General features: G+C 54.5%; 9 protein-coding genes. 8 read left to right on the forward strand and 1 reads right to left on the reverse strand.

The window, feature by feature from the left end; genetic code table 11:
• Window positions 1–167: 167 nt before the first annotated feature.
• From V6944_RS09110 to V6944_RS09125, 4 genes are all read left to right on the forward strand, one after another.
• Window positions 168–932: a siderophore-interacting protein gene (locus tag V6944_RS09110; protein WP_333498726.1), complete on the forward strand. Its 765-nt coding sequence runs from the start codon at window positions 168–170 to the stop codon at window positions 930–932.
• Window positions 933–1,505: 573 nt separating this feature from the next.
• Window positions 1,506–3,059 (forward strand): peptide MFS transporter, encoded by a 1,554-nt coding sequence (locus V6944_RS09115; RefSeq protein WP_185667889.1) that lies wholly within the window; start codon window positions 1,506–1,508, stop codon window positions 3,057–3,059.
• A 203-nt stretch (window positions 3,060–3,262) separates the two neighbouring features.
• Entirely contained in the window at window positions 3,263–3,562 is a 300-nt protein-coding gene (locus V6944_RS09120) for a DUF1889 family protein (protein ID WP_333498727.1), read from the forward strand.
• A gap of 1,030 nt (window positions 3,563–4,592) precedes the next feature.
• Window positions 4,593–5,678: a porin gene (locus V6944_RS09125; RefSeq protein WP_333498728.1), complete on the forward strand. Its 1,086-nt coding sequence runs from the start codon at window positions 4,593–4,595 to the stop codon at window positions 5,676–5,678.
• 93 nt (window positions 5,679–5,771) lie between these two features.
• Here the strand turns inward: V6944_RS09125 and prpR are convergent, their stop codons facing one another.
• Window positions 5,772–7,373: a propionate catabolism operon regulatory protein PrpR gene (prpR, locus tag V6944_RS09130; RefSeq protein WP_333498729.1), complete on the reverse strand. Its 1,602-nt coding sequence runs from the start codon at window positions 7,371–7,373 to the stop codon at window positions 5,772–5,774.
• Between the two features lie 250 nt (window positions 7,374–7,623).
• On the opposite strand from prpR, the gene prpB reads away from it, so the two are divergent.
• The 4 genes from prpB to prpE all read left to right on the forward strand — a co-directional run bounded on the left by prpB (window position 7,624) and on the right by prpE (window position 13,158).
• On the forward strand, window positions 7,624–8,505 hold the full coding sequence (gene prpB / locus V6944_RS09135) for a methylisocitrate lyase (RefSeq protein WP_333498730.1): 882 nt from the start codon (window positions 7,624–7,626) through the stop codon (window positions 8,503–8,505).
• Between the two features lie 63 nt (window positions 8,506–8,568).
• Window positions 8,569–9,738: a bifunctional 2-methylcitrate synthase/citrate synthase gene (gene prpC, locus V6944_RS09140; protein ID WP_333498731.1), complete on the forward strand. Its 1,170-nt coding sequence runs from the start codon at window positions 8,569–8,571 to the stop codon at window positions 9,736–9,738.
• Window positions 9,739–9,777: 39 nt separating this feature from the next.
• Window positions 9,778–11,229, forward strand: coding sequence for a bifunctional 2-methylcitrate dehydratase/aconitate hydratase (locus V6944_RS09145; RefSeq protein WP_333498732.1), 1,452 nt, complete (start codon window positions 9,778–9,780; stop codon window positions 11,227–11,229).
• 39 nt (window positions 11,230–11,268) lie between these two features.
• The gene (gene prpE, locus V6944_RS09150; protein WP_333498733.1) at window positions 11,269–13,158 is read left to right on the forward strand and encodes a propionate--CoA ligase; all 1,890 of its coding nucleotides are present in this window, start codon (window positions 11,269–11,271) and stop codon (window positions 13,156–13,158) included.
• Window positions 13,159–13,269 lie beyond the last annotated feature (111 nt).

Below are 13,269 nucleotides of genomic sequence, written 5' to 3' on the forward strand. Positions count from 1 at the left end.
AATGAAAAATTTGTCAATGTATTGATATTTAATGATTTTAATTTTTTGCGTGAATTTTTTGTGCGCTGTTATTCATATATCTTAAAAATAACTTGCTTTCTGTTTAGTTGGCAATCATTATCATTTGCAAATGATTTAGATATATCTATTTGTGAGAGAGACGCCGAATGAAAGAGAACAAATACCCACAGCGCGTGCGCAATGAACTCCGTTTCCGTGAACTGACCGTCCTGCGCGTTGAGCGCATTGGTGACGCTTTCCAGCGCGTGGTGCTGGGTGGCGAGGCGCTGGATGGTTTTAGTTCGCGTGGCTTTGACGATCACACCAAGCTGTTTTTCCCGCAGGTTGGCAGCACTCTGACGCCACCGACGATGACCGATGAGGGCATTGTGTGGGCAGACGGTGTACGCCCGCAGGCTCGCGACTATACGCCGCTCTATAACGCCGAGCGCCATGAGCTGGCCTACGATTTCTTTATCCACGACGGTGGCGTTGCCAGCCAGTGGGCAATAGAAGCAAAAGCCGGGGATACGCTGCTTATCGGCGGCCCGCGCGGTTCACTGGTGGTGCCGGAAGATTATGCCTGGCAGCTGTATGTTTGCGATGAAACCGGTATGCCGGCGCTGCGTCGCCGTCTGGAAACGCTGCAAACGCTAGCGGAGCGCCCGCAGGTAACGGCGCTGGTGATGGTAAAAGACGAAGCGGACAAAGCCTATCTGGCCGGGTTTGATGGTTTCAATATCGAGTGGATCTCCGGCTATGATGCCGCCACCGTTGCCGCGCGCCTGGCACAGCTTACGGTACCAGAATCGGATTACTTTATCTGGCTGACCGGTGAAGGGAAGGTGGTAAAAAACCTGACCGATGGTTTTGTGACCGACGCTATCGACCCGCAGCTGGTGCGTTCAAGCGCCTACTGGCACGCGAAATAACAGCATTCCGGTTGCGCTATGCGATGACGTGATAGCGCGACCCTTTCCCTGTTATCCCTCTCCTCATGATTTATCCAGATCTCCCATCATCATTATGATGAACACCCCGTTTTCCATACTTTTTATACGATTATTTTGCCCCGTTATTAGGGCTTTCTTTAGCGATTAATTTTTATCTAATTAGTTGTTTTTAAATGATTGTTATCGGATAAACCTATGGTTATGTGATGTCAATCACTACATTCGGTTTTCCAATACAAAATCTGTAAAACTAGAACTTTGTCGACTTTTCGTCTAAAAATACCGGGGCAAGGGCTAGACACGACCACTTAATGGTTATCAAATGGTTAAAAAATACCGTGTCAGATGTTAATCATCGACAAAATTAAAAAATGGTTAGCCCGCATATACCCTAAATAATTCGAGTTGCAGGAAGGCGGCAAGGGAGTGAATCCCCAGGAGCTTACTCTAGTAAGTGACTGAGGTGAGCGAACGCAGCCAACGCACCTGCAACTTGAAGTATGACGGGTATACACGACTTACCTGCGTTACGACGCACCTTCTGGAGAAACTATGCATTCCTCTGTTAATAAAAACGAAAGCCGAACCTTTTTCGGTCATCCGTACCCGTTGGGTTCGCTGTTCTTTACCGAAATGTGGGAGCGATTCTCGTTTTACGGTATCCGCCCGTTACTGATTCTGTTTATGGCGGCAACCGTCTATGACGGCGGCATGGGCCTGGCGCGTGAAAACGCCTCGGCGATTGTAGGGATCTTCGCGGGGACCATGTACCTGGCGGCGCTGCCGGGCGGCTGGCTGGCCGATAACTGGCTTGGCCAGCAAAAGGCGGTGTGGTATGGCTCCATCCTGATTGCGCTTGGCCACCTGTCGATCGCGCTGTCGGCCTTTATGGGCGACAACCTGTTCTTTATCGGCCTGATGTTTATCGTGCTGGGCTCGGGTCTGTTCAAGACCTGTATCTCGGTCATGGTCGGTACGCTGTATAAAAAGGGCGATGCCCGTCGTGACGGCGGCTTCTCGCTGTTTTATATGGGTATCAATATGGGGTCATTTATCGCGCCGCTGATTTCCGGTTGGCTGATTAAATCCCATGGCTGGCACTGGGGCTTTGGCATCGGTGGTATCGGGATGCTGGTGGCGCTGGTTATCTTCCGCGTGTTCGCCGTACCGGCGATGAAGCGCTACGACAGCGAAGTGGGTCTCGACTCCACCTGGAACAGCCCGGTGGCGAAGAAAAACGGCGTCGGTGCGTGGCTGTTGGCGTTAGCGGTAGGCGTGGCGGTGATTATCACCCTGATTGCCCAGGGCATCATTGTGATTAACCCGGTGGCGGTTGCCAGCGTGCTGGTGTACGTGATTGCGGCGTCCGTTGCGCTGTACTTCATCTACCTGTTTGCCTTTGCTGGCCTGAGCCGTAAAGAGCGCGCGCGCCTGCTGGTGTGCTTTATTCTGCTGGTCTCCGCTGCGTTCTTCTGGTCGGCCTTCGAGCAGAAGCCAACGTCCTTTAACCTGTTTGCTAACGACTATACCAACCGCATGATCGGTGATTTTGAGATCCCAGCGGTGTGGTTCCAGTCGATTAACGCCCTGTTTATCATCCTGCTGGCACCGGTCTTTAGCTGGGCCTGGCCTGCGCTGGCGCGTAAAAACGTCCGTCCAGGCAGTATCACCAAGTTCGTTATCGGTATTCTGTGTGCGGCGGCAGGTTTTGGCCTGATGATGCTGGCGGCGCAAAACGTGCTGAGCAACGGCGGCGCTGGCGTATCGCCAATGTGGCTGGTGGGCAGCATCCTGATGCTGACGCTCGGCGAACTGTGCCTGAGCCCAATTGGTCTGGCGACCATGACGCTGCTGGCACCGGAGAGAATGCGCGGCCAGATGATGGGGCTGTGGTTCTGCGCCAGTGCGCTGGGTAACCTGGCGGCGGGTCTGATCGGTGGCCACGTGAAGGCCGATCAGCTGGATATGCTGCCGGACCTGTTTGCTCGCTGCTCCATCGCGCTGCTGATTTGTGCGGCGGTGCTGTGCGTGCTGATTGTGCCGGTTCGCCGGATGCTGGAAAACGCGAAATCCAGTGCGGAGCAAAAGCCGGTTAGCAACGCGTAATCCTGTTCTGACTGCTGAGCCGGTACATGCTGTACCGGCTTTTTTTTGCGCAGTGCGCACCAGTTCTTGCGCAAAACGGGTATAAAACGTGATGTTTGATCGAGAATAAGTGCAATAACGTGAGCGGTTCCTTTGAAATTGCGGCGGATTCCGGTCCATAGTATAGACTTGATTACTACGTGGTTAATTTTAAGGACAAGCCTATGCCAGCAGTCATTGATAAAGCGTTGGATTTTATTGGTGGTATGAACACGTCTGAGCCTGTACCACAGTCCATGGATGAAAGTACGGCGAAGGGTATTCTGAAATATTTGAAAGAATTAGGTATGCCGGTGAGCGCTGCCGATGTAGCTGAACGCGGCCATCAGGAAGGCTGGAGCGATGGGTTTACGGATAAAGTCGCCGGATGGGCAGAGAAGGTCGAGTCCGGTGAACATATGGTGATTAAGAACCCTGAATTCTTCTCTTCCTACATGCGAGAAGAGCTTAGCTCACTGGTGTGAGTTAATCCTGTTTAAACCGCAATAACCTATCCCGGATGTTTTCACCTTCAACGTGAAAACATCCTTTCTTATTGAGCGTCCCCCAATTCCCCATCTTACGGTATTCATCTTTCTACTGCACTGATGCTGGTATTACGTGTGATGAAATTAAAATCGCACTATGTGTTTATTTTAAGCATCTTATTTATTTTATTTATTAGCAGTGATTTTATTACCTTGCTATTTGTTTCGGTGTTTATTGTTATTGGGTTTTTTCTTATCAGGAAATTTAACGTACATTTTCATATTATTTTATTTCATCGGTTTAAATTAAATAAATATGAATAATGTGCTGCTAAAGTTAACCGATTACATTATTTTGATTTGCAAAATCAAGCGCATTCATTAAAAGTATATTGCAATTTCATTAACACTCGTTGTCGGAATTTGATTTTGGTCAATAGATTGTGCTGGCGTCTACTCTTTGTTTCGTAGGGATAAATGGTAAGAACCTATCTGGAATGGGGCTTTGCTGCCATTTATTACATAATATATAGAGGTTGATTAACAATTAATTCATGTTGACGTGATTGCATTTCAAATATTAGGCTTTACATAAATTTACGACTTGAAGTAAACGCTTTCACTGATTTTCGATAGTGGGTGTTTTCATGTTGAAAAGAAAAAATAACAGCACCGATAGCGAGTGCATAACAAAAAATACCGAATTAAAAACTGCATAAAGCAGGTGTGGTGTTTTTTAGCGATCCATTATTTGTTAATTGATGAGTGGCAAAATGATACGGAATGGTTCTATGCGGAGCATGATAGCCTCTGCACGTACGTTCGGCATGCGTCAAATTGATTCTGATTCCCGCGGGTATTGCGGGATGTTCGGAAGCCAGCTCGTTCTTTGGATTCGGTAACCAGCCTTAGGCTCTCCCTTGCGGGAGGGCTTTTTTAATGACTCGCGATCGCCTCGCGAGTCATTAAAAAAGCCTGGATTACCGGGTAAATCCCTACGGGGAATAATAATCGAAGGAACATAAAAATGATGAAAAGCAAGCTGGCAATTCTGATCGGTCTCGTGGCGCTGGCATCCACCGCTCACGCTGCCGAAATCTATAACAAAGACAGCAACAAACTTGATCTGTATGGCAAAGTGAAGGGAGAGCATGACTTCGTCTCTTCCGTTGGCAACGCTGACGCTACCTATGCGCGTCTGGGCTTCAAAGGCGAAACTCAGATTGCTAACGGCGTAGTGGGTTTTGGCCAGTTTGAACACCAGTTCAACGCGAGCCAGCCTGAAGGTTCTCAGACTGAAGCCACCCGTTTGGCCTTTGCGGGTCTGGATCTGGGGGACTACGGTTCTATCGACTACGGTCGTAACTACGGTATCCAGTACGATATTGGTTCTTACACCGACGTGCTGACCGAATTCGGTGGTGACTCCTACCAGTACACCGACAACTACATGAACGGTCGTACCACCGGTGTTCTGACCTACCGCAACAAGAACTTCTTCGGTCTGGTTGATGGTCTGGCGCTGGGTCTGCAGTACCAGGGCGCTAACGAGCGTCAAGACAAGCCCGCTAAATCTAACGGCGAAGGTTTCGGTACTTCCCTCCAGTACGAAATCCCTGATTCAGGTGTGACTCTGGGTGCCGCTTACAGCCGTGCTAAAACTACCGATCAGGTGGTAAGTGACGCGAACATCACCTACAGCCCTGCATTCGGTAATACAGCAGAAGCATGGTCCGTTGGTGCGAAATACGATGCGAACAGCATCATGCTGGCAACCATGTACACCGAAACTCACAACATGACCCCAGTTGGCATGAAAGTGGGCGACACCCTGTACCCTCTGTTCACCGATAAGTCGAAAGCGTTTGAAGCTATCGCAGGTTACACCTTCGACTTCGGCCTGCAGCCAACCGTGGGTTACGTGCAACAGCGTGCGGAACTCCAGGGCCGTTCTTTCGACGCGGTTAAATACGTTCAGCTGGGTGCGGCTTACTACTTCAACAAAAACTTCGCGGTTGATGCAGCATACAAAATCAACCTGCTGAAAGACGATCAGAACTTCGGTTTCGCCACCGACGATCAGGCAGTACTGGGCGCTACCTACCAGTTCTAATTCAGGTAGCAAACTCTCATTAGTTTGTTTTTTTTATATGTGCCTGTTTACTTGAATATATTTTGCCCCACTGTGGTGGGGCTTTTTTATACCTTAATCTCCCGCTTTTAGCCTACGCCAGAAGGTGGTGCGGCTCATCCCCAGATAGCGCGCGGCGGCGGTTCTATCGCCGTTAAACTGCGCGAGCACCTGATGCGGCGTAAGCGAGACGGGCTGCGGCGAGTCGGCGCGGCATTCTGTAAGTTCAGGCAGGCACTGGCGTAAAAAATCACCGTTCAGTGCCGGCTGCGGATCAACGCTTAAAAACAGCGCCAGCCGCTCCATCATATTGCGCAGCTCGCGGATATTGCCGGGCCAGGCGTAGCCCAGCAGTACCGATTGGCTTTGCGCCAGCCCCTGCTGCACCGCTTCGCTGAACGGCGCGTTCAATGCCGCCAGCGACTGCCGCAAAAAACGGTCTGCCAGCGGTACGATATCCGCGAGTCGCTCGCGCAGCGGCGACAGCTTCAGCCGCAGAATACTCAGGCGATAAAACAGGTCATGGCGAAACTGCCCGCGCTTCATCTCCGCTTCCAGGTCGCAGTGGGTGGCGCTGATCACCCGTACCTCGACCGGAATCGGCAGGTGCCCGCCGACGCGCGTGATCTCCTTTTCTTCCAGCACGCGTAGCAACCGGGTCTGCAGGGGGAGGGGCATTTCGCCAATCTCATCTAAAAACAGCGTCCCGCCGTGGGCGATTTCAAACAGCCCGGCACGCCCGCCGCGCCGTGAGCCGGTAAACGCCCCTTCTTCATAGCCAAACAGCTCTGCTTCCAGCAGCGATTCGGCAATCGCCCCGCAGTTGACGGCGACAAACGGCGGGAAGGATTTACCCTGACGATGGCCGAGCTTCGCAAAATATTCACGGTGGATCGCCTGTGCCGCCAGCTCTTTCCCGGTGCCAGTTTCCCCCTGAATCAGCACCGCCGCGCTGGAGCGTGCATAGAGCAGGATGGTATGGCGCACCTGCTCCATCGGCGCGGATGCCCCACGCATATCGTCTAATGCATAACGCGTGCGCAGGCCGTTACCGGCGGCATAGCGGCGACTTTGCCGCTGGGTCAGACGGGTCATATCCAGCGCATCGCTAAACCCCTGGCGGACGGTGGCTTCGGAATAGATAAAGATGCCGGTCATCCCGGCCTCTTCGGCGAGGTCGGTAATCAACCCTGCGCCCACCACGGCTTGTATACCACTGGCCTTTAGCTCGTTGATTTGCCCGCGTGCGTCCTCTTCGGTGACGTAGCAGCGCTGGTCAAGGCGCAGGTTAAAGGTCTTTTGAAAAGCGACCAGCGCGGGCAGCGTCTGCTGATAAGTCACCACGCCGATAGACGCGGTGAGCTTGCCGGCTTTCGCCAGCGCCTGCAGCACGTCAAAACCGCTGGGTTTAATCAGGATAACCGGCACGGAGAGGCGGCTTTTTAAGTACGCGCCGTTGGAGCCTGCGGCAATGATGGCATCGCAGCGCTCGGTCGCCAGCTTCTTGCGGATGTAGTTCACCGCTTTTTCAAACCCAAGCTGGATGGGCGTAATAGTGGCCTGGTTATCGAACTCGAGACTGATATCGCGGAACAGTTCAAACAGGCGCGTTACCGACACCGTCCAGATAACCGGCTTGTCGTCATTCACCCGTGGCGGAAGAGGTGTGGCTGCCATTGTGTGCTCAAAAAAAGAGGGCCGAATATTGGGTGTAGACCATGTTTCATTGATGTTGCAATGAAACGTTATGGAACAACAAGTGAAACGTTAGCTGACACGCTTTAATCGCCAGAAATAGCGCAGTGAATGGCTAATCTATTGTTATCAAAGATGTTTAAAAAATAGCGGTGAAAAATCAGCCGTTGGCATACCCCTTGCTTTATCTGAATCAACCGATAGTAACAAGTTGATAACAAGAGGACGGGATATGTCTCTACACTCTCCAGGCCAGGCATTCCGCGCTGCGCTGACGAAAGAAAACCCCTTACAGATTGTTGGCACCATTAACGCTAACCACGCGCTGCTGGCCCAGAGAGCCGGGTATCAGGCCATTTATCTCTCCGGCGGCGGCGTGGCGGCCGGTTCTCTCGGGCTGCCGGATTTGGGCATTTCCACGCTCGACGACGTGCTGACCGACATTCGCCGCATTACCGACGTTTGCCCGCTGCCGCTGCTGGTGGATGCGGATATCGGCTTTGGTTCATCGGCGTTTAACGTGGCGCGGACGGTGAAGTCGATCAGTAAGGCCGGAGCCGCCGCGCTGCACATTGAAGATCAGATTGGCGCTAAGCGCTGCGGTCACCGTCCGAACAAAGCCATCGTCTCGAAAGAGGAGATGGTTGACCGTATTCGGGCGGCGGTAGATGCGCGCACCGACCCGGACTTCGTGATCATGGCGCGCACCGATGCGCTGGCGGTAGAAGGGCTGGAGGCGGCTATCGATCGCGCTCGCGCTTATGTCGAAGCGGGGGCCGACATGCTGTTCCCGGAGGCGATTACTGAACTGTCGATGTACTGCCAGTTTGCCGATGCGGTACAGGTACCGATCCTCGCCAATATCACCGAATTCGGCGCGACGCCGCTGTTTACCACCGATGAACTGCGCAGCGCCCACGTGGCGATGGCGCTCTATCCGCTCTCGGCCTTCCGCGCCATGAACCGCGCTGCCGAACAGGTCTACAACGTGCTGCGCCAGGAAGGCACGCAGAAAAGCGTTATCGACATGATGCAGACGCGTAATGAGCTGTACGAGAGCATCAACTACTACCAGTACGAAGAGAAGCTCGACGCGTTGTATACCAAAAAGTAGGCCAAATAAGGCGTACACGGACACCCTCAGTACCCTACACATGATAATAATGACGAGGACAATATGAGCGACACAACGATCCTGCAAAATAGCACCCATGTCATTAAGCCTAAAAAATCCGTCGCCCTTTCCGGCGTACCGGCGGGAAACACCGCGCTGTGCACCGTCGGTAAAAGCGGCAACGACCTGCACTATCGTGGCTACGATATTCTCGACTTAGCGGAGCACTGCGAGTTTGAAGAGGTGGCCCATCTGCTGATCCACGGTAAGCTGCCGACCCGCGATGAACTGCAGGCCTACAAAATTAAACTCAAGGCGCTGCGCGGCCTGCCGGCCAACGTGCGCACCGTGCTGGAAGCGCTGCCGGCGGCTTCCCACCCGATGGACGTGATGCGCACCGGCGTCTCGGCGCTGGGCTGCACGCTGCCGGAAAAAGAGGGGCATACCGTCTCCGGTGCGCGCGATATTGCCGACAAACTGCTGGCCTCGCTCAGCTCAATCCTTCTCTACTGGTACCACTACAGCCACAACGGCGAACGCATCCAGCCGGAAACCGACGACGACTCGGTCGGCGGTCACTTCCTGCATCTGCTGCACGGTGAAAAGCCCTCGGCCAGCTGGGAGAAGGCGATGCACATTTCGCTGGTGCTCTACGCCGAGCATGAGTTTAACGCCTCCACTTTTACCAGCCGGGTGATTGCCGGGACCGGTTCTGACGTTTACTCGGCCATTATCGGCGCCATTGGCGCGCTGCGCGGCCCGAAACACGGCGGGGCCAACGAAGTGTCGCTGGAAATCCAGCAGCGCTATGAAACGCCGGATGAAGCCGAAGCGGATATCCGCAAACGGGTGGAAAACAAAGAGGTGGTGATTGGTTTTGGTCACCCGGTTTATACCATCGCCGACCCGCGCCATCAGGTGATTAAGCGCGTCGCCAAACGACTCTCTCAGGAGGGCGGTTCGCTCAAGATGTACAACATTGCCGACCGTCTGGAGTCGGTGATGTGGGACACCAAGAAGATGTTCCCTAACCTCGATTGGTTCTCGGCGGTCTCCTACAACATGATGGGCGTACCGACCGAAATGTTCACCCCGCTGTTCGTCATCGCTCGCGTGACCGGCTGGGCGGCGCACATTATCGAACAGCGCCAGGACAACAAAATTATCCGTCCTTCCGCCAACTACACCGGCCCGGAAGACCGCGAATTTGTGCCGCTGGATAAGCGTCAGTAATCCCCTACCGCTAACGATAAAAAACAGGAAAAGTACCCTATGTCTGCTCAGATGATGAATGTTCGCCCGGAGTTTGACCGTGAGATCGTCGATATTGTGGATTACGTGATGCACTACGACGTCACCTCCAAAGTGGCCTTTGACACCGCCCATTACTGCCTGCTTGATACGCTGGGCTGCGGGCTGGAAGCGCTGGAGTATCCGGCTTGTAAAAAGTTGCTGGGGCCGATTGTGCCGGGCACCGTCGTGCCGAACGGCGTGCGCGTGCCGGGCACCCAGTTCCAGCTCGACCCGGTGCAGGCGGCGTTTAACATTGGTGCGATGATCCGCTGGCTCGATTTTAACGACACCTGGCTTGCTGCCGAGTGGGGGCACCCTTCCGATAACCTCGGCGGGATTCTGGCGACGGCGGACTGGTTGTCGCGCAACGCTGTTGCCGCAGGCAAAGCGCCGCTGACCATGAAGCAGGTGCTGACCGGGATGATTAAGGCCCATGAAATTCAGGGCTGTATTGCGCTCGAGAACTCCTTTAACCGCGTCGGCCTCGACCACGTGCTGCTGGTGAAAGTGGCGTCCACCGCCGTGGTAGCAGAAATGCTGGGGCTGACGCGCGATGAGATCCTCAACGCGGTTTCTCTGGCGTGGGTCGACGGTCAGTCGCTGCGCACCTATCGTCACGCGCCGAACACCGGGACGCGTAAGTCCTGGGCGGCAGGGGACGCTACCTCCCGCGCCGTGCGTCTGGCATTGATGGCGAAGACCGGTGAAATGGGCTATCCGTCGGCGCTGACGGCGAAAACCTGGGGCTTCTATGACGTCTCGTTTAAGGGCGAAGCGTTCCGCTTCCAGCGCCCGTACGGCTCCTACGTGATGGAGAACGTGCTGTTCAAAATCTCCTTCCCGGCAGAGTTCCACTCGCAGACGGCGGTGGAAGCGGCGATGACCCTGCATGAGCAGATGCAGGCGGCGGGCAAAACGGCCGCCGATATCGAGAAGGTGACCATCCGCACTCACGAAGCCTGTATTCGCATCATCGACAAAAAAGGCCCGCTGAATAATCCGGCCGACCGCGACCACTGCATCCAGTACATGGTGGCGATCCCGCTGCTGTTCGGTCGCTTAACCGCCGCGGACTATGAGGACAACGTAGCGCAGGATAAACGCATCGACGCCCTGCGCGAGAAGATTCATTGCTTTGAAGACCCGGCGTTTACCGCTGATTACCACGCGCCGGATAAGCGCGCTATCGCCAACGCCATTACCCTCGAATTCACCGACGGCACGCGCTTTGAAGAGGTGGTGGTGGAGTACCCGATTGGCCACGCCCGCCGCCGCACCGATGGTATTCCGAAGCTTATCGATAAATTCAAAATCAACCTGGCGCGCCAGTTCCCGACCCGCCAGCAGCAGCGCATTCTGGATGTCTCCCTCGACAGAACCCGTCTGGAGCAGATGCCGGTCAATGAGTATATGGATCTGTTCGTTATCTGAAACACGACTCATCAGGCGTAAGTTCAACAGGAGAGCATTATGTCTTTTAGCGAGTTTTATCAGCGTTCCCTGACCGAGCCGGAGACCTTCTGGGCCGAACAGGCCCAGCGTATCGACTGGCAGGCGCCCTTTACCCAGACGCTGGATAGCAGCCATCCGCCGTTTGTCCGCTGGTTTTGCGACGGCACCACCAACTTGTGCTATAACGCCATCGACCGCTGGTTGGACAAACAGCCGGACGCGCTGGCGCTGATTGCCGTCTCCTCAGAGACCGAAGAGGAGCGCACTTTTACCTTTCGCCAGCTGTATGACGAAGTGAACGCGGTCGCCTCCATGCTGCTGTCGCTCGGCGTGCAGCGTGGCGATCGGGTGCTGGTCTATATGCCGATGATTGCCGAAGCACAGATTACGCTGCTGGCCTGCGCGCGCATTGGCGCGATCCACTCGGTAGTGTTCGGCGGCTTTGCTTCGCACAGCGTGGCAGCGCGTATTGATGATGCCAGACCGGTGCTGATTGTCTCTGCGGATGCCGGCGCACGCGGCGGCAAAATTATGCCGTACAAAAAGCTGCTTGATGATGCCATCGACCAGGCGCAGCACCAGCCGCGCCGCGTGCTGCTGGTGAACCGTGGGCTGGCAAAAATGGCGCGCGTCGCCGGGCGCGATCTCGATTTCGCCACGCTGCGTCAGCAGCATGAAGGGGCGCGCGTGCCGGTAGCCTGGCTTGAGTCCAACGAGATCTCCTGCATTCTCTACACCTCTGGCACCACCGGTAAACCGAAAGGGGTACAGCGCGACGTGGGCGGCTACGCGGTGGCGCTGGCAACCTCAATGGACACCATTTTTGGCGGTAAAGCAGGTGGCGTGTTCTTCTGCGCTTCGGATATTGGCTGGGTGGTCGGGCACTCCTATATTGTCTACGCACCGCTTCTGGCGGGCATGGCGACCATTGTTTACGAAGGGCTGCCGGTTTATCCCGACTGCAGCGTGTGGTGGAAAATCGTCGAAAAATATCGTGTCAACCGCATGTTCTCCGCACCAACGGCTATCCGTGTGCTGAAGAAATTCCCGACCGCACAGATCCGCCACCACGATCTCTCCTCGCTGGAGGCGCTCTATTTGGCGGGCGAACCGCTCGACGAACCGACCGCCGCATGGGTGACCGAGGCGCTAGGTGTGCCGGTTATCGACAACTACTGGCAGACTGAATCCGGCTGGCCGATCATGGCGATTGCCCGCGCGCTGGATGACAGACCGTCGCGCCTCGGCAGCCCCGGGGTGCCGATGTATGGCTATAATGTCCAGCTGCTCAACGAAGTGACCGGTGAGCCCTGCGCGGTCAACGAGAAGGGGATGCTGGTGATCGAAGGGCCGCTGCCACCGGGCTGTATCCAGACTATCTGGGGGGATGACGAGCGTTTTGTGAAAACTTACTGGTCGCTTTTTTCCCACCAGGTTTACGCCACCTTTGATTGGGGCATCCGCGATGCCGACGGTTATTACTTCATTCTAGGACGTACCGACGATGTGATTAACGTTGCCGGGCACCGTTTGGGCACGCGTGAGATAGAAGAGAGTATCTCCAGCTATCCGAACGTTGCGGAAGTGGCGGTGGTGGGCGTCAAAGATGCGTTAAAAGGGCAGGTCGCTGTGGCGTTTGTGATCCCCAAACAGAGCGACAGCCTGGACGATCGCGAGGTCGCGCATGCTGAGAAAGAGGCCATCATGGCGCTGGTTGACAGCCAGATTGGAAACTTTGGTCGCCCGGCCCATGTCTGGTTTGTCTCGCAGTTGCCGAAAACGCGATCCGGTAAAATGCTACGCCGCACGATTCAGGCGATTTGTGAAGGGCGCGATCCGGGGGATTTGACCACACTTGATGACCCGGCCACGCTGCTGCAGATTCGTCAGGCGATTGCCTCAGGATAATTTCCTGATGGCATGAGCGTTAGCTGTTCTTATTATTAATAATAAAAATGTGTAACGTGAATGAGTAAATGTAAGCGCTATCCATTTTTGATAGCGCTTGTTTTTTTGCTA

The sequence above is a fragment of the Kluyvera sp. CHPC 1.2972 genome (assembly GCF_036759925.1).
GTDB lineage: Bacteria > Pseudomonadota > Gammaproteobacteria > Enterobacterales > Enterobacteriaceae > Kluyvera.